This window comes from Tateyamaria sp. Alg231-49 (assembly GCF_900143535.1).
GTDB lineage: Bacteria > Pseudomonadota > Alphaproteobacteria > Rhodobacterales > Rhodobacteraceae > Tateyamaria.
In genome coordinates, this window is sequence record NZ_FRFA01000001.1 from 167,752 (window position 1) to 185,095 (window position 17,344).

Annotated in this window: 19 protein-coding genes and 1 riboswitch; of the genes, 16 read left to right on the top strand and 3 right to left on the bottom strand. The window is 56.9% G+C overall.

Going from position 1 to position 17,344, the window contains the following annotated elements; genetic code table 11:
* Nucleotides 1–38: 38 nt before the first annotated feature.
* Both DHN60_RS00800 and DHN60_RS00805 read left to right on the top strand, forming a co-directional pair.
* A complete protein-coding gene (locus tag DHN60_RS00800; RefSeq protein ID WP_108835869.1) occupies nucleotides 39–974 on the top strand; it encodes a VOC family protein in 936 nt (311 codons plus the stop codon).
* An 11-nt stretch (nucleotides 975–985) separates the two neighbouring features.
* A complete protein-coding gene (locus DHN60_RS00805) occupies nucleotides 986–1,591 on the top strand; it encodes an alpha/beta hydrolase (RefSeq protein WP_108835374.1) in 606 nt (201 codons plus the stop codon).
* A 192-nt stretch (nucleotides 1,592–1,783) separates the two neighbouring features.
* On the opposite strand, the gene DHN60_RS00810 is transcribed toward DHN60_RS00805, so the two are convergent.
* A complete protein-coding gene (locus DHN60_RS00810; RefSeq protein WP_108835375.1) occupies nucleotides 1,784–2,650 on the bottom strand; it encodes a hypothetical protein in 867 nt (288 codons plus the stop codon).
* A 115-nt stretch (nucleotides 2,651–2,765) separates the two neighbouring features.
* On the opposite strand from DHN60_RS00810, the gene miaB reads away from it, so the two are divergent.
* Nucleotides 2,766–4,091: a tRNA (N6-isopentenyl adenosine(37)-C2)-methylthiotransferase MiaB gene (gene miaB, locus DHN60_RS00815; RefSeq protein WP_108835376.1), complete on the top strand. Its 1,326-nt coding sequence runs from the start codon at nucleotides 2,766–2,768 to the stop codon at nucleotides 4,089–4,091.
* Nucleotides 4,092–4,148: 57 nt separating this feature from the next.
* Here miaB and DHN60_RS00820 read toward each other — a convergent pair whose 3' ends face one another.
* On the bottom strand, nucleotides 4,149–4,517 hold the full coding sequence (locus DHN60_RS00820; RefSeq protein ID WP_159089070.1) for a hypothetical protein: 369 nt from the start codon (nucleotides 4,515–4,517) through the stop codon (nucleotides 4,149–4,151).
* Nucleotides 4,518–5,136: 619 nt separating this feature from the next.
* Between DHN60_RS00820 and DHN60_RS00825 the strand changes: the two genes are divergently transcribed.
* The 13 genes from DHN60_RS00825 to DHN60_RS00885 all read left to right on the top strand — a co-directional run bounded on the left by DHN60_RS00825 (nucleotide 5,137) and on the right by DHN60_RS00885 (nucleotide 16,803).
* Nucleotides 5,137–6,153 (top strand): PhoH family protein, encoded by a 1,017-nt coding sequence (locus DHN60_RS00825; protein WP_234423501.1) that lies wholly within the window; start codon nucleotides 5,137–5,139, stop codon nucleotides 6,151–6,153.
* A 47-nt stretch (nucleotides 6,154–6,200) separates the two neighbouring features.
* Nucleotides 6,201–6,707 (top strand): rRNA maturation RNase YbeY, encoded by a 507-nt coding sequence (gene ybeY, locus DHN60_RS00830; RefSeq protein WP_234423471.1) that lies wholly within the window; start codon nucleotides 6,201–6,203, stop codon nucleotides 6,705–6,707.
* Nucleotides 6,708–6,760: 53 nt separating this feature from the next.
* Complete coding sequence (locus tag DHN60_RS00835) at nucleotides 6,761–7,648, top strand: hemolysin family protein (RefSeq protein WP_108835379.1); 888 nt, start codon at nucleotides 6,761–6,763, stop codon at nucleotides 7,646–7,648.
* On the top strand, nucleotides 7,645–9,162 hold the full coding sequence (lnt, locus tag DHN60_RS00840; protein ID WP_108835380.1) for an apolipoprotein N-acyltransferase: 1,518 nt from the start codon (nucleotides 7,645–7,647) through the stop codon (nucleotides 9,160–9,162). Before DHN60_RS00835 ends, lnt begins: the two co-directional genes overlap by 4 nt.
* 9 nt (nucleotides 9,163–9,171) lie before the next feature.
* Nucleotides 9,172–9,222: riboswitch (SAM-SAH riboswitch) on the top strand.
* Between the two features lie 3 nt (nucleotides 9,223–9,225).
* Complete coding sequence (gene metK / locus DHN60_RS00845) at nucleotides 9,226–10,407, top strand: methionine adenosyltransferase (RefSeq protein ID WP_108835381.1); 1,182 nt, start codon at nucleotides 9,226–9,228, stop codon at nucleotides 10,405–10,407.
* 232 nt (nucleotides 10,408–10,639) lie between these two features.
* Nucleotides 10,640–11,086, top strand: coding sequence for a hypothetical protein (locus DHN60_RS00850; RefSeq protein WP_234423472.1), 447 nt, complete (start codon nucleotides 10,640–10,642; stop codon nucleotides 11,084–11,086).
* A 260-nt stretch (nucleotides 11,087–11,346) separates the two neighbouring features.
* Nucleotides 11,347–13,023 (top strand): 30S ribosomal protein S1, encoded by a 1,677-nt coding sequence (gene rpsA, locus DHN60_RS00855; protein ID WP_108835382.1) that lies wholly within the window; start codon nucleotides 11,347–11,349, stop codon nucleotides 13,021–13,023.
* A gap of 306 nt (nucleotides 13,024–13,329) precedes the next feature.
* Nucleotides 13,330–13,614, top strand: coding sequence for an integration host factor subunit beta (ihfB, locus tag DHN60_RS00860; RefSeq protein ID WP_108835383.1), 285 nt, complete (start codon nucleotides 13,330–13,332; stop codon nucleotides 13,612–13,614).
* Complete coding sequence (locus tag DHN60_RS00865) at nucleotides 13,614–13,964, top strand: lipopolysaccharide assembly protein LapA domain-containing protein (RefSeq protein ID WP_108835384.1); 351 nt, start codon at nucleotides 13,614–13,616, stop codon at nucleotides 13,962–13,964. The genes ihfB and DHN60_RS00865 overlap by 1 nt, the downstream gene beginning before the upstream one ends.
* A gap of 10 nt (nucleotides 13,965–13,974) precedes the next feature.
* A complete protein-coding gene (locus tag DHN60_RS00870; protein ID WP_108835385.1) occupies nucleotides 13,975–14,619 on the top strand; it encodes a phosphoribosylanthranilate isomerase in 645 nt (214 codons plus the stop codon).
* On the top strand, nucleotides 14,619–15,065 hold the full coding sequence (locus tag DHN60_RS00875; RefSeq protein WP_108835386.1) for a GNAT family N-acetyltransferase: 447 nt from the start codon (nucleotides 14,619–14,621) through the stop codon (nucleotides 15,063–15,065). Before DHN60_RS00870 ends, DHN60_RS00875 begins: the two co-directional genes overlap by 1 nt.
* A gap of 15 nt (nucleotides 15,066–15,080) precedes the next feature.
* A complete protein-coding gene (gene trpB, locus DHN60_RS00880; RefSeq protein WP_108835387.1) occupies nucleotides 15,081–16,328 on the top strand; it encodes a tryptophan synthase subunit beta in 1,248 nt (415 codons plus the stop codon).
* Nucleotides 16,329–16,479: 151 nt separating this feature from the next.
* Nucleotides 16,480–16,803 (top strand): hypothetical protein, encoded by a 324-nt coding sequence (locus DHN60_RS00885; RefSeq protein ID WP_108835388.1) that lies wholly within the window; start codon nucleotides 16,480–16,482, stop codon nucleotides 16,801–16,803.
* A 161-nt stretch (nucleotides 16,804–16,964) separates the two neighbouring features.
* On the opposite strand, the gene DHN60_RS00890 is transcribed toward DHN60_RS00885, so the two are convergent.
* Nucleotides 16,965–17,339 (bottom strand): DUF2237 family protein, encoded by a 375-nt coding sequence (locus DHN60_RS00890; protein WP_108835389.1) that lies wholly within the window; start codon nucleotides 17,337–17,339, stop codon nucleotides 16,965–16,967.
* Between the last annotated feature and the right edge of the window lie 5 nt (nucleotides 17,340–17,344).

Here is a 17,344-nt window from a genome sequence, read left to right on the forward strand (position 1 = left end):
ACGACAAGCACATGGAACCAAAAAATAAGGAGCCAGCCATGATCAAAGACATCAAAGGACTGCACCACGTCACGTCGATGGCCGGGGATGCCAACACCAACAACGCATTTTTCACGCAAACGCTGGGATTGCGCCGGGTGAAAAAGACCGTGAATTTCGACGCACCTGACGTCTATCACCTCTATTACGGGGATGAGGCAGGCACGCCCGGCTCGGTCATGACCTATTTTCCCTTTGGCCAAATGCCCAAAGGCAGCCGTGGCGCGGGCGAGGTTGGGATCACCGAATTCGCCGTGCCAACCGGCAGCCTTGGGTTCTGGTCCGATCACCTTGCCAGTCAGGGCGTCACGGGCCTGAACAAAGACACCGCCTTTGGCGAAACCCGACTCAGTTTTGATGGCCCGGACGGCGACGGCTTTGCGCTGGTCGAAAGCGAGGCGCGAGACCGGGCGCCATGGACAGGCAATGGCATCTCTGACGATACGGGCATCCTAGGCTTTCACGGGGCACGGTTCCGTTTGCGCGACGTGGACGCAACGGGCGAGTTGCTGGGGTTCATGGGGTACCAAAAGGGCGAAACCGCCGGCGATGTCACCCGCTATGTGATCGAAGGCGGTAATGCTGCAGACACCATTGACCTAGAGCGGGTGAAAGGCGCTGCCCCCACTGCAAACCAAGGGGCGGGGTCTGTCCACCACATCGCCTTTGCCGTCGAGGATCGCGCCGCACAACTGCGGGTGCGTGAGGCTCTGATGGCCACTGGTTATCAGGTTACACCTGTGATCGACCGCGATTATTTCTGGGCGATTTACTTCCGCACCCCCGGCGGTGTGCTGTTTGAGATTGCCACGAACGAACCCGGTTTTGATCGCGATGAAGACACGGCACATCTGGGTGAGGCGCTCAAACTGCCGACCCGCTACGAACCGCTTCGCGCCAAGATCGAGGCGGGACTTCCGCCAATCGCAAACTGACGGAGGGTGCCATGACAACAACTTCGTATGAGGCGCTCGTCAAAGCGCCCGAAGCCGGACGCCCGGTGGTCTTTGCCTTTCACGGGACGGGCGGGGACGAGCATCAGTTGTTTGACCTCGCAGGCCAACTTGTTCCGGGGGCGGGCGTCGTCTCGCCTCGGGGGGATGTGTCCGAAATGGGCGCGGCACGGTTTTTCCGGCGCACAGGTGAGGGCGTCTATGACATGGACGATCTAGCCCGCGCGCGTAACAAGATGATTGGTTTTATCGAGGGGCATCGCAACCAGTATCCCGGCAACCCTGTCTACGCTTTCGGCTATTCCAACGGGGCCAATATTCTGGCGTCGGTGTTTTTTCAGCGCCCCGATTTGTTCGACCGGGTTGGGCTATTGCATCCGCTGGTCACATGGGAGCCGATCACCAGCTCCCAAATGAAAAGCCGCCGTGTGTTGGTCACTGCGGGGCGGCGTGACCCAATCACGCCTTGGCCGATGAGTAAGGAGCTGATGTCGTGGCTTCAGTCAGAAGGTGCTGCCGTGCTCGCAGAGGTTCACGACGGTGGGCACGAGTTGCGCCAGACAGAGATCGACGCGCTGGCCGCTTTCCTTTCCGACTGATTTTTCTGGGGGCGGTCTGCGGACCGCTCAGGCCGTTGTGTTTCGCGCCCTAAAAAGGCGCGGCCACAGGCGTGCAGGCCCTTGTCACGGCGCCCTGCGCAGCGCCTCCCCAGACCTTAACGAACTGTTACCCGACCTCTGTAAGTCATTGATTTTACGTCTCTGGGGTCGTGTCCCACGCTGGGACACCCCTCAGAACCACTGCCCCGGTTCCATCAACCCAAGGTCCAAAAGCTGACGCGAATGCCACTCAAAAGGCGCCGAGTTATGCCATTTGAACGTCGGGATATCAAAGGTGCTGCCGGGGTTCAGTTTGAGCGCCTTGGCCGTGCGAAACGAACAGATCGCCGAGGTCAGGTTGTGGTGCCATTTGCAGGCATAGGTGTTGTATTCCTCGTCCGAAAACGTGTGATCCTCACGCAAGCTGAGACCCGGCTTGGTCTTGAACAGGGCGATCCGGTCAATCTTGCGCCGGGCCGCCGGCACATGCTCTTCATACCGCCAGCGCAGCCCGCCAAAAAAGCTCAACTGCCGCTCCCTCGGGTGCCCTTTCTCATCAGGGCGCGCAAGCGCGTAATAGCCCGACTTGTCCAGATACGCCCGTTCAAGCGCGACCGCGTTGGGAAACTCATGCAGATCGTCCGCATAAAGGTCGACCACATACGTCAGCATCGCAGACCGCCGCTCCTCGTTGTGAAAGGCGAGCATTTCACCAACGGTGCGCGTTTCACAAAACGGATGGAACAGATATTCGGCGTTGAAACAGTAATACATCCACGTGCCCTCAGGCAGCGACGTGATGAGCAGATTGACGGCCGATTGCATGGCGGCCGGAACCGTCATGTCATAGTCGACCCGGATCACGGTGTCCTCCAGATCGCGGGGCAGAGAAAAACCGCGCGGCATACAGGCGATGATCGACTTGAACCCAATCTGCTGGTGATGGCGCAAAGTAGTGGCGACTTCGACATCGTCCTCGACAAGAACCAGCGCCACAGGCCCCTGCGGCGGCACCGCAGCGGTAGATTTTATCATCGAGGACAGGCTGTCGTAATGCATCTGGCTTGATCTTGGCGGTTTCTCCCTTTCATTCGGTTAAACTGGCACGCATTGCAAGAGAGCCGTACCGCTGCTAGATCGCCAATCTAATCCCTTCAACACCCGAAAGCGCCCCATGACGACGCCGAAGAAGCTTTTTATCAAGACCTATGGCTGCCAGATGAACGTCTATGACAGCGAACGCATGGCCGAAGCCCTCGGTGGGCAGGGATACGTAGAAACCAGCGAGGCGGGCGAGGCAGACATGATCCTGCTCAACACCTGTCACATCCGGGAAAAGGCGGCGGAAAAGGTCTATTCCGAACTTGGTCGCATGAAAGCGCTGAAGGTTGAAAAGCCCGACTTGAAGATCGGTGTCGCCGGGTGCGTAGCGCAGGCTGAAGGCGCTGAGATCATGCGGCGTCAACCTGCGGTCGACCTCGTCGTTGGTCCGCAAAGTTATCACCGTCTGCCAGAGATGGAGGCCAAGGCGCGCGCGGGCGAGAAAGCGCTCGATACGGATTTCCCTGAGGAAGACAAGTTCGAGCGCCTGAAGTCCCGTCCCAAAGCCGCGCGCGGGCCGTCCGCATTTCTGACCGTACAGGAAGGTTGCGACAAGTTTTGCGCCTTTTGTGTGGTGCCCTACACCCGTGGGGCCGAAGTCAGCCGTCCGGCAGCCCGCGTTCTGGATGAGGCGCGCGATCTGGTCGAACGGGGCGTCCGGGAGATCACACTATTGGGTCAGAACGTGAATGCCTATCACGGCGCCGGGCCGGACGGCTCTGATTATACCCTCGCCAAGCTGATCTGGGATCTGGACAAGGTCGACGGGTTGGAACGCATCCGTTTTACCACGTCCCATCCCAACGACATGACTGACGACCTGATCGCAGCACATGGCGAATGCGAAAAGCTGATGCCGTACCTGCACCTGCCGGTACAATCTGGGTCAGACCGTGTGCTGAAACGGATGAACAGGTCACACAAGGCGGAAAGTTATTTGAGACTGATCGAACGGATTCGAGCAGCACGGCCCGACATCTTGCTGTCGGGCGATTTCATCGTCGGGTTTCCAGAAGAAACCGAAGCTGATTTTCAGGCTACGCTAGATCTGATTGAAGAGGTCAAATACGGACAGGCTTATAGCTTCAAATATTCGACACGCCCCGGCACCCCCGCAGCGGAACGTGCACAGGTCGACGCGGATGCTGCAGACGAGCGGCTGCAGCGCTTACAGCTCTTGATCACCACGCAGCAGCGTATGATCCAGGATGCGATGGTCGGGCGCACGACGCGCGTTCTGTTTGAAAAGCCGGGACGATTGGACGGGCAAATGGTGGGCAAGTCTGAGCATCTTCATGCTGTCCACGTCGCGGACCCTTCATTGCAAAGGGGCGACCTGCGGCGCGTGCAGATTATCGGGTCGGGCACAAATTCACTTCAGGGCGCACTGCTTGATTAATCCGGACAAGTCGACCAGAGCGATCAATCGTCAGTTGCCGACAACGACCTTACTACTTTACCGACCCGGCGGTGTTTGGTCGATGAGCTTGCGCAGCTGTGCCTTCATCCATTCGGGATCGTCGACACCATATTCGTCACCGCACACGCGATCGCCGATCGCAGTGGCTTGATTTGGCGTGTAACCGTATTCGACCAGTTCATCGATGAAAATTGCAGTGGGACGGTCCCAATAGACGACCTTCAGGGGCCCACGATAACAGCTGATAATGAACTCGCTTCCAGACGTACCGGGCTTGGTAGGTTCATTGACCCGCTCAGCAGTGGCAGGTGTTGCACCTAGAAATGCAGTGGCAGTCAAAATAACCGCAAACATCGCCGTGACAGCGGCTTGAGCCGAGACTGGAGCTCTGAGAAATGAACGCATTGTCTGCACCCCCTTTTTACTGTGATTACTCTGTACGCTTTACCGAATGTGACGATAGCGCGGCTTTTTTTGGGCGGCAATCTTGCTCAACCCAAGCGGGCAATTTTTGGCAATTGGGGCGATCTGTGCGGTATCATTGTGTCGTTTGTGGGCGAAACGGGATTGGCACGGAAAAACTGTTGAAGAAGTGACGACAGCTATGAGGAATTAAGCCTTTATGATTCGATCTTTCTGTTTGAAGCAACGGCTGGCCATTCTGCTTGATAGACCGGGTGCTGGCACCGGCACTGGCATGGGATAGAAGGTTGAGCCAGTCTGCCTGCATCAATCGATACAGTGTCTGCAAGTTTCTGGCACACCCGCCTTTGTCTCACTGATCTTGCGCATGTCAGGTAAACTTGTGTGCAGACTGGTGACAAAGGACTCCTTGAGGCACGCCGTGCCTGGCAAGACAGAATGATGAGAGCGGCGGGGATCAGGCGCATTTCGATCTGGCACCTAAGATCTGATCAGTTCATTTGCGGAATTGTTTCAAATTGACGAATTTTTGCATGCACCGCTTGCGCGTCCCCGCCGAACTTGGCACGCTGCCCCCATAATGCCAGACGAGGAGAGCGGATTGGCCATTGGTGCCCTGACCCCATCGCCATCGAAAATTGCACCTGCAGAGGTGCAGATCGAATTTCCTGACAACCGACTGTTGATTGATCTGTGCGGTCCCTATGACGTACACCTCACGGCGATTGAGGCTGCGCTGGATGTCCAGATCATCCGACGCGGCAATGTACTGGTTTTACTTGGTGAAGAGGCCGCACAGGCCCGCGCCAAAGAGGTCCTTCAGGCTCTGTATCTGCGTCTGGAGGGAGGCAAGGAAGTCGCCCCCGCGGATGTCGACCGCGAGTTGCGCATGGGCGGGTCCGAAGAAGACACCGGCACCCGCGATGGCGACCAACTGGAAATGCCCGTCGGCAACCGGATCGAGATTAAGACTCGAAAGAAATTGGTTGAGCCGCGCACAGATGCGCAAAAGGCTTATGTCCAGTCGCTCTTTGACAATGAACTGGCCTTTGGCATCGGGCCTGCGGGAACGGGCAAGACGTACCTTGCCGTCGCCGTCGGGGTGTCGATGTTCATATCTGGCGAGGTCGACAAGATCATCCTTTGTCGTCCAGCGGTTGAGGCTGGCGAACGCCTTGGTTTCCTGCCCGGCACGCAAGAAGAAAAGGTCGACCCGTACATGCAGCCGCTCTATGACGCGCTGAATGACTTTCTGCCGGGCAAACAACTTGCCAAGCTGAAAGAGGAAAAGACAATCGAGATTGCGCCGCTGGCCTTTATGCGCGGGCGCACATTGTCGAATGCCTATGTCGTGCTGGACGAGGCGCAGAACGCGACCACCATGCAAATGAAGATGTTCCTGACGCGCCTTGGCGAAGGGTCGCGCATGGTGATCACCGGCGACCGCACCCAGATCGACCTGCCTCGTGGTGTGCCGTCGGGATTGTGGGATGCAGAACGTTTGCTGAAATCGGTGCCAAAGATCAGCTTTAACTACTTCACGTCCAAGGATGTGGTGCGCCACCCGTTGGTAGCCGCAATCATCGAAGCTTATGAGGCGGATACCGAGGCGTCCTGACCTTGTCTGTTTTGGAAAATTTCCGGGAGTCCGGGGGCTGGCCTCCGGTGAGCAAACACCTGCAACATGACATCGATATCCTGATCGAAGATGACCGCTGGCAAGCGCTGGACTTTGATCAATTGGCTGCACGCACCATCATCTATGTTCTGGATGAGCTTGTTCGCCATCCGGCAGAGGTGTCTGTGTTGGCCTGCGACGATGCGCGTATCACAAAACTGAATACCGAGTTTCGCACTAAACCAACCGCGACAAACGTGCTCAGTTGGCCCGAGACCGATCTCAACCCCGAGAAAGAAGGTGCTGAACCGGAGTCCCCGACACCCGATCCAGACGGCACAATCAGCCTTGGTGACATTGCCATCGCCTATGACACCTGTGCCCGCGAAGCGGTCGAACAGGGCAAGCCCATGGTGGACCATGTCACTCATTTGATCGTTCACGGAACGCTACATTTGTTGGGCTATGACCACATCTGTGACCGCGACGCCACGCGTATGGAAGCACTTGAGGTCGAAATACTTGGCAATTTGGGGGTCCCTGACCCATATTAGAACGCACCGACGCCCCTCCGAACCCGGGGGGGATGTAAACTGGACAGGAGCCAATGGGCGAAAACGACGGATCGTCTGGCGCAGCGCAACGCGCGCAGTCAGACAATGACACCAAAGAACCTTTACAGGCTGGTGGTTTTTTTGCGCGTGTGATTGGCGCACTCACCCCTTCAGAAACAAACGGTGTGGAAGACGCAGTGGACGCGCCACGCCCTCAAGAGCATGGTATGATCAACTTGCGCCGGATGCGGGTTGAAGATGTGGCTGTTCCGATGGCTGATATCACTGCGGTACCGGACACGACCGGGCTGGATGAACTGGTCAGTGTGTTCAAAGAAAGCGGACTGACCCGGTTGCCGGTGTTTGAGGGCACGATCGATACTCCCATCGGCTTTGCTCATCTCAAAGACATCGCTCTTAACTATGGGTTCAACGGCGGTGGCACCAAATTTGATCTGCGCGCAGGGCTGCGCCCGCTGCTTTTTGTGCCCCCGTCCATGAGTATTGGTGTGCTGCTCACCAAAATGCAGACCGAGCGTCGTCACATGGCGTTGGTGATCGATGAATATGGTGGTGTCGATGGTCTGGTCACCATTGAGGACCTGATCGAACAGGTTATTGGCGAGATCGAGGATGAGCACGACATCGACGAAGACGTCATGTTCACCCGCGAAAAGACAGGGTGTTATTTGGCTTTGGCCAAGACGCCGGTGGATGAGTTTGAAGAAGAGGTTGGTATTTCACTTACCACCCACGATGACGTGGATGAGGAGGAAATCGACACACTCGGCGGGCTTGTCTTTATGCTTGCGGGGCGGGTTCCGGGCCGCGGCGAAGTGGTCCAGCATCCGGATGGACCGGAGTTCGAGGTGATCGATGCCGATCCGCGCCGGATCAAGCGGCTGCGTGTGCGTTTGACCGGGCGGGACGCCGCCGAATGATCCAAATAACGGCCCGCCTTGCGGCCCTTCCGCTTTGGGCGCTGGTGGTGTTGGCCGTTGCATCGGGCGGGATCGGGGCTTTGGCCCATGACCCGCACGCTTTTGCGCCAGCAATTTTTGTCCCCATCATAATGGGTTTTGTTCTGTTGCACCGCTCTCCCAATTGGCGCACGGCGCTTTGGAACGGCTGGGCGCTGGGCACAGGCTACTTCGTGCTCACGCTCACTTGGATCACTGAACCTTTTCAGGTGGATGCTGCCACAACCGGCTGGATGGCCCCGTTCGCACTCGTACTGCTTGCTCTGCTGCTGGGCAGTTTCTGGGCGCTTGCACTTGGAATCGCGCATTGGGCTGGCGGGCGGGCGTGGATGCTTGCTGTGACTTGGGCGGGGGCTGAGATGCTGCGCGCTTACGTCTTCACGGGTTTTCCTTGGGCGACGCCAGTTCAGGCGTTTGTGGATGTCTGGGCCGGGCAGGGGCTTGCGTGGCTTGGCCCACATGGTCTGACGTTGTTGGTGTGCGGTGGCGTCGCTGCGGCAAATTCGGTGCCAAAGAACTGGCTGCTGTGGGGTTTTCCATCTGTTTTGATCGCAGCCCTTGGCCTGGTCCCGATCTCTGCGCGCGATGTTCCAATGACCGATCACACCGTCCGTTTGGTCCAACCAAATGCCCCGCAGGACGAAAAGTGGGACCCTGAAAAAATCTCCGTTTTTGTGAACCGCCAGATCGACTACACGGCGAGCCCCGGTGCGCCAGACCTGATTGTTTGGCCTGAAACGGCGCTGCCCTATCTGGCCGAAAATGCGCAGGTTGTCTTTGACGTGATCGCCGATGCGGCCCGCGGCACGCCGGTCGTTCTGGGCATTCAGCGGCGTGAAAAGAGTGACTATTTCAACAGTCTTGTCGTGCTGAATGAGGGCGGGCAGGTCACGCAGACCTATGACAAACACCATCTCGTTCCGTTTGGAGAATACATGCCGGCGGAATGGTTGTTTCGCCACATCAATGTCGGCGGTCTCGCCCAAAGGGCCGAGGGCGGGTATGCCGCCGGGCCGGGACCGCGTTTGCTGGATTTCGGAGATATCGGCACGGCTTTGCCCCTCATTTGCTACGAAGCCGTTTTTGCGCACGATGTCGGGCGCGCCCTGAATCGACCTGCCTTCTTGATGCAGCTGACCAATGATGCCTGGTTCGGGTCACGTTCAGGCCCGCAGCAGCATCTTGCCCAAGCCCGGATGCGCGCAATCGAACAAGGGTTACCGATGGTCCGTGCCGCCAACACAGGGATATCCGCGATGATCGATCCGCAGGGCCGGGTGATTTCGTCGATTGGTTTGAACCAAGCGGGCTTCATTGATGCACCCTTGCCTGCGCCAGGCGCGCTGACTTTATATGCGCGCACTGGCGATCTTCCTTGGGCACTGGTCCTGTTGCTTGGCCTTTTTGCCATGGTGTTGCGGCGTTTGTTAACCGACCGTCCGATATCCATTGACGCAGACCAGAGTGGGGCGTAAGCCGCCCGGTACGCACTACAACGGCTTCCTGACGTGGTGTATGGATTTTAAAATGGAGCACTTATGTCCCGTCAAAACTATACCTTTACCTCGGAATCCGTGTCCGAGGGTCACCCTGATAAGGTCTGTGATCGTATTTCGGACGCCGTCCTCGACGCCTTTTTGTCCGAAGAGCCAGAGGCGCGTGTAGCCTGCGAAACCTTTGCGACGACAGATCGCGTTGTGATCGGGGGCGAAGTCGGCCTGAGCGATCAGGACAAACTGAAAGATTATATGGGCAAGATCGACGAGATTGCCCGGGCCTGCATCAAGGATATTGGATACGAGCAGGACAAATTCCACTGGAAAACCTGCGAGATCACCAACCTTTTGCATGAGCAATCTGCGCATATCGCTCAAGGTGTCGACGCGTCCGGCAACAAGGACGAGGGTGCCGGAGACCAGGGCATCATGTTCGGCTTTGCCACCAATGAAACGCCAGAGCTGATGCCGGCGCCAATCCACTACGCCCATGCGATCCTGCGCCGTTTGGCAGAAGTGCGCAAAGACGGGACCGAACCCGCCCTTGGCCCGGATGCCAAATCACAACTGTCTGTGATTTATCGTGACGGCAAACCGGTGGGCGTGTCCTCGCTTGTTCTGTCGACCCAGCACCTTGTAGAAGACCTGTCCAGCGAAGACATCCGCAATATCGTGGCACCCTATATTGCCGAAGTCCTCCCTGACGGATGGCTGACCGAAGAGACCGAATGGCACGTGAATCCTACGGGAAAATTTGTCATTGGCGGTCCTGATGGAGATGCCGGGCTGACTGGACGCAAGATCATCGTGGACACTTACGGCGGCGCGGCCCCTCACGGTGGTGGTGCGTTTTCCGGAAAAGATCCGACCAAGGTTGACCGCTCGGCGGCCTATGCAGCGCGCTATCTGGCTAAGAATGTGGTTGCGGCCGGGTTGGCTGACAAATGCACGATCCAGCTAAGCTATGCCATTGGAGTATCAAAACCGCTGTCGATCTATTGCGACACGGTTGGCGGGAACGGCGTGGACAATGCCGCGATTGAGGCGGCTGTGGCAAAGGTCATGGATCTTACGCCTCGCGGCATTCGTGAACATCTGTCACTGAACCGCCCTGTCTATCAGCGCACTGCCGCTTATGGCCACTTCGGCCGTGCTCCGGATGCGGATGGTGGGTTCAGCTGGGAACGCACTGATCTTGTGGATGCGTTGAAATCAGCACTCTGACATCATGCGGGGCGCAGGATACCTGCGCCTTACCTCTTTTTGATCACCAAACGGTGCGTGGCTTTTGATGCGCAGTCGGCCTAGCCTTTCGTCATCATACGAAAGGTTTCGCCCTATGCCACTGCGCTTGCTTCGCCCGATTATTTTGCTCTCTGCCCTTTTCGTCTTTGCATCCTTCGCGTTTGCGCAAGACGGCGATGCCCCTCAGTCCCCACCGACGACCGAACCACCGATGACGATGGTAAGGATGGCTGAGATTATCCGTGCGATTGACCCTGATGCGCAGGCTGCAGGCAATGCCATCCAGTTTGTGATCGACGACATTCCATTATTTGTCGTTGCAGATCCTATCGCTGACCGCATGCGCGCCATGGTCCCGATCAGGTCTGCTGAGGGTTTGGCAACGGATGAACTGATGCGTCTGATGCAGGCAAATTTCGACACCGCGCTTGATGCTCGATATGCGGTGGCGCAGGGACGTTTGTGGGGTGTGTTTATCCACCCCCTTAGTCCACTTGAAAAGGACCAGCTGTTGTCGGCGTTTGTTCAGACTATCAACGTGGCGCGCACCTACGGGCAAACCTATTCCGGCGGGGCGCTCAGTTATGGGGGCGGAGACAGCAACGGGATCTATCAGGAACTTTTGAAAGAGTTGCAGGAACTGGGCGAGGAGATCTGATGCCCGCCAAGGTGAGCTCTCCGGAGTATTTGCGGTTCGCAGAGCATTGCATCACGCCTATTGCCCTGAGCCGCAACTGACGCTATACGCGCGCTCGTCGCCAAGGTGTAAACACCACGCAAGACATCGAGAAGAGCAGGGTCGGACTATTCCGGCCCTCTTTGTTTTGCTGATGCACCTGACCAATGAACCCGATCAAGACCGGCGGAGACAACCGCACGGCCCGTGAAAAACAGAAATAGTTAGGAAACCGACGCCACATGGCTGATAAAATGATGGAGGAATTCGAAGCCCTCCTTGAAGAAAGCTTCGAAATGGACACACCCGAAGAAGGGTCTGTCGTCAAAGGCAAAGTACTCGCGATCGAAGCGGGTCAAGCCATCATCGACGTAGGCTACAAGATGGAAGGCCGCGTCGAACTCAAAGAATTCGCAAATCCCGGTGAAGCCCCTGAAATCGCAGTTGGCGATGAAGTGGAAGTCTTCCTGCGCTCGGCCGAAAACGCCAAGGGCGAAGCGGTTATCTCTCGCGAGATGGCACGCCGTGAAGAAGCTTGGGATCGTCTCGAAACCGCCTACGCTGGCGAAGCACGCGTCGAAGGCGCGATCTTTGGGCGTGTCAAAGGTGGCTTCACGGTCGACCTCGGCGGCGCCGTGGCCTTCTTGCCCGGCTCTCAGGTTGATGTGCGCCCCGTGCGCGATGCAGGCCCACTGATGGGTCTCAAGCAGCCGTTCCAGATTCTGAAAATGGACCGTCGTCGTGGCAACATCGTTGTCTCACGTCGTGCCATCCTTGAAGAATCCCGCGCCGAACAGCGCGCCGAAGTCATCGGCAACCTGACCGAAGGTCAGACAGTCGACGGCGTGGTCAAGAACATCACCGAATACGGTGCGTTCGTGGACCTTGGCGGCGTAGACGGTCTGCTGCACGTGACCGACATGGCATGGCGTCGTGTAAACCACCCGTCGGAAATCCTGACGATTGGCGAAACGATCAAGGTGCAGGTCATCAAGATCAACAAAGAGACGCACCGCATCTCGCTTGGTATGAAACAGCTGCAAGAAGATCCATGGGATCTGGTGGCCGCGAAATACCCGCTGGAATCCAACCACACAGGCCGCGTGACCAACATCACGGATTACGGTGCTTTTGTTGAACTGGAGCCCGGTGTCGAAGGCCTCGTGCACGTTTCTGAAATGTCCTGGACCAAGAAGAACGTCCACCCGGGCAAAATCGTGTCGACCAGTCAAGAAGTCGAAGTCATGGTTCTGGAAATCGACGGTGCCAAGCGCCGCGTGTCTCTGGGCCTGAAACAGACTCAGCGCAACCCATGGGAAGTGTTTGCAGAAACGCACCCCGAGGGCACGGAAGTCGAAGGCGAAGTCAAGAACATCACCGAATTCGGTCTGTTCGTTGGTCTGCCCGGCGACATCGACGGCATGGTGCACCTGTCCGACCTCTCTTGGGACCAGCGTGGCGAAGAAGCCATTCAGGACTACCGCAAGGGCGACATGGTCGGCGCGGTTGTGTCTGAAGTCGACGTTGAGAAAGAGCGTATCTCGCTCTCGATCAAAGGTGTCGGCGGTGACAAGTTTGCCGAAGCCGTTGGTGGCGTGAAGCGTGGTTCGATCGTGACTGTCGAAGTGACAGCGATCGAAGATGGCGGTGTCGAAGTGGAATATGAGGGCATGAAGTCCTTCATCCGCCGCTCTGACCTCAGCCGTGATCGTGCCGAACAGCGCCCCGAGCGGTTCTCGGTCGGTGACAAGGTGGATGTGCGCATCACCAACATCGACAGCAAGACCCGTCGCCTGGGTGTGTCCATCAAGGCGCGCGAGATTGCAGAAGAGAAAGAGGCCGTCGAACAGTATGGCTCCTCTGACTCCGGTGCGAGCTTGGGCGATATCCTTGGCGCGGCATTGAAAACCGACGAGTAAGGACGGGCCTGCGGGCCTTGCCAGAACATTCGAAAAAGGGGGGCTTCACGGCCCCCCTTTTGCGTTTCAAACAGGCCCGACATTCCTCCGAATCAATGCACGGCGCAGAAGAAGAAACAGACGAGGCTGGGGCAATCCGAACGCGACGGGCGGGTGATTTCATGGGCTGGGCAGCAAAATGACAGCATTTCACAGCCTAAAAATCCGCCTAAACCAAAGCCTTGCTATTCACGGGCCGCAAAATTGTTCCTATAGTCAGGCAGGAAATCTGTAATAAAACGTCGCATCGTTTTGAGGGGGAATGACATGATCCGGTCCGAGCTGATCCAAAAAATCGCCGACGAAAACCCACACCTCTATCAGCGCGATGTGGAACGCATTGTGAATACCATTTTTGACGAAGTCACTGACGCCATGGCGCGCGGCTACCGGGTGGAATTGCGCGGCTTTGGTGCGTTCTCTGTCAAAAAGCGCGATGCGCGCGTGGGGCGCAACCCGCGCACCGGTGCGACCGTTGATGTCGAAGAAAAACATGTCCCGTTCTTTAAGACAGGCAAGCTGCTGCGAGATCGACTGAACGGGAAGGCCTGATGCACTACGTTAGGTATGCGTGCATCGCGGTGTTTGGCATTGCTCTGATTGCTGTGGCCTTGGCCAATCGCAACTTGGTCACGCTCCACATGTTGCCGGATGAGATTGCAGGCCTGTTTGCTGTTACGCCCACTGTCCAACTGCCCTTGTTCATCGTGATTTTCGGCGGTGTTCTGATTGGACTGTTGGTTGGATTTATCTGGGAATGGATGCGGGAATATGCGGTGCGTTCCGAAAACGCGCGCAATGCCCGTGAGGTGCGCCGGCTTGAGCGCGAAGTGAATCGCCTCAAGAACGAAAAGCACGAGGGCAAGGACGAAGTGCTGGCCCTGCTCGACGAGGCAAGCTAAACCGCGTCGTATGTCCGACCTGTCTGTGAAAATTTGCGGCCTTAGCCAGGCCGAGCACGTGTCCGCTGCCGTTGAGGCGGGTGCGAAATACATAGGTTTCGTGTTCTTTCCCAAATCCCCCCGCAATGTGAGCCTTGAGCAGGCGCGCGCTCTTGCGCTTGAGGTGCCGCCGGGCGTGGCCAAGGTCGCGTTGGTCGTGAACGCCGATGACGCCTTTCTGGATGATCTGACGGCGACTGTCCCACTGGACATGTTGCAATTGCACGGCTCTGAAAGCCCTGAGCGCGTGGCCGATATCAAGGTGCGTTACGGCCTGCCTGTTATGAAAGCCGTGGGCGTTGGTGACGCGAGTGATCTTGCCGCGCTCGATTCTTACGGTGCTGTTGCGGACCAACTGCTTGTCGACACCAAAGCACCGAAAGGTGCGGATTTGCCAGGTGGGAATGGTGCCACCTTTGATTGGACGCTTATTGCTGGGCGGCGTTGGCCTGTGCCTTGGATGCTGGCTGGCGGGTTGACGCAAGACAACGTGGCCGAAGCGGTGCGGGTGACAGGTGCACGGCAAGTCGACCTGAGCTCTGCAGTTGAAACAGCGCCGGGACACAAGGACAGCGGGTTAATCCAAAGTTTTCTGGCCGCCACTCGAGATATCTGATGGTGTCATTTCGCGATGCCACGGCTTCTGACTTGCCTGACATACTGGCGTTGATGACAGACGACGTGCTGGGGGCAGGGCGCGAGGGGCTTGATTTTGCACATTACATGTCGGCCTTTGAACGGCTGCAGAGCGAACCAGACAATCACCTGATCGTGGGTGTGCATGACGGGCGCATCATCGCGACATATCAACTGACATTTATCTCTGGCCTGTCCCTACAAGCGGCGCGACGTGCACAGATTGAAACCGTGCGGGTTGCCAGCGACCTGCGTGGCCAAAAGATCGGCGAAGCGATGATCGCGGATGCCGAGGCGCGTGCCCGCGCCGCAGGTTGCGCTCTGATGCAACTGACCATGAACAAAAGTCGCACCGATACAGCCCGTTTCTACCAGCGCCTCGGCTTTACCCCTTCGCATATCGGGTATAAACGCGATCTGATCTGAACGCGCGAGGGCCACATGGCAAACGACCTTTTCAACTCTTTCATGACAGGCCCTGATGAACGGGGCCGTTTCGGCGACTTTGGGGGGCGTTTCGTGTCCGAAACGCTGATGCCGCTGATCCTGAGCCTCGAAGAAGAGTACGAAAAGGCCAAAACAGACGACTCGTTCTGGGCCGAGATGGATTTCCTTTGGAAGCACTATGTGGGTCGCCCCAGCCCCCTCTATCACGCAGAGCGGCTGACAGAGCATCTGGGTGGTGCCAAAATCTATATGAAGCGGGATGAGCTGAACCATACTGGTGCTCACAAGATCAACAACGTGTTGGGCCAGATCATTCTGGCGCGCCGCATGGGAAAAACACGGATCATTGCGGAAACCGGTGCTGGTCAGCATGGGGTTGCGACGGCGACGGTTTGTGCGAAATTCGGTCTGAAATGCGTGGTGTACATGGGCGCGCATGATGTTGAACGTCAGGCTCCCAACGTGTTCCGGATGAAACTTCTGGGCGCAGAAGTGATCCCCGTGACCTCCGGTCGTGGCACACTGAAAGACGCGATGAACGATGCATTGCGCGATTGGGTGACCAATGTGCGCGACACGTTCTACTGCATCGGTACAGTTGCCGGTCCGCACCCTTACCCTGCAATGGTGCGCGATTTCCAAAGCATCATCGGCAAGGAAGTCCGTGAGCAGATGATGGAGGCTGAGGGGCGTTTTCCGGACACCGTCATCGCAGCCATCGGCGGTGGATCCAATGCGATGGGTCTGTTTTACCCCTTCCTTGATGACAAACAGGTTGCGATCGTTGGCGTCGAAGCAGGCGGCAAAGGTGTGAATGCCAAGATGGAGCATTGCGCTTCGCTCACAGGCGGGCGTCCCGGCGTGCTGCATGGCAACCGCACTTACTTGCTGCAAGATGATGATGGGCAGATCCTCGAAGGGTTTTCCATCTCGGCGGGCCTCGATTATCCGGGCATCGGCCCTGAGCATGCATGGCTGCACGACATCGGGCGGGCGCAATACGTCTCGATCACCGATAAAGAAGCGCTGGAGGCGTTCCAGCTGTGTTGTACGCTCGAGGGGATCATCCCGGCGCTCGAACCCAGCCACGCGCTGGCGCATGTCATGAAGATCGCCCCTGAATTGCCGTCCGATCACATCATCTGCATGAACATGTGCGGGCGGGGCGACAAGGACATCTTTACCGTTGCCCGCGCGCTTGGCTTTGACATGACAGGTCCCGAAGGGCGCAACGTCGAGTAGTCGGCGCAAGCCCCCCTTTGCTTGTGAACTCAGGTCGGTGAGCAAAAGGAGTGATGACAAACAAGGCCTTAAAACATGCGCCTTTTCCTTTGATTTTTACACCGATGTAATAAACTGTTGTCGAGGGTTTATTTTATCGGAGGATTTTCAGATGGGCGTTCAATCTGATGTCAAGAAAATGATGGGAAAATTCAAGCAGGAAGAAAAAGGAATAGACGAGAACAAGTTCAAGGTTAACTCAGTAAAAAAACGCGCGATTTCCAGCCAGGTGAAGTTCATTGCTGACCGCCCTAAAGGCTACCCAGCTACCGCCAAGGCGTTCAAAAAAGAGTTCAAAAAAGACATGCCAAAGGAAACGAGCCTGTCGGAGAAAGAACGAAAGTGGCTCACTGACTGGGTTAAAAAAAGGCAGATTCTGGCAAGGCTTTTTTTCACTGCACGAGCAAGGCTATTGATGTCGGTGTGTCCGGCTTGACTCTGGATCAGAAGAAGAAATTCAAAAAAATGGTAGAAAAGAAATACAAACTTATCATGGAAAAGCCGCCAAAATACAATGTTCCAATTGAAAAGGCTACGGTATTTCACGCGCAACCTAAGTCCAACGCTGAGTAGTCTAAAGTTCCGATGTTCAGCTTTTCACATTCGGCTTGCGTACTTCTCCAAAACCTCAAGCGATACGATATCCAACGCGCGTTGGTGGGTTGCCTCAAGGCTGACCCTGGGCGCGCATCCCTCGTCGTGGGCCTGCAGGAAACGAGCGGCGCACAAGCACCAGCTGTCGCCGGGGTTCAACCCTGCAAAATTGTATTCCGGACGCGGTGTGCTGAGGTCATTGCCGACATATTTCGAAAAAGCGAGAAACTCGGCCGTCATGACAGCGCAAACCGTATGGCTGCCTTGATCTGCCGCGCACGTGTTGCAATGCCCGTCACGAAAAAAGCCAGTGACCGGGTCCATCCCGCAGACCGTCAGATCGGTGCCTAAAACGTTTATGCTGTCCTCTGGATCCATTGCGT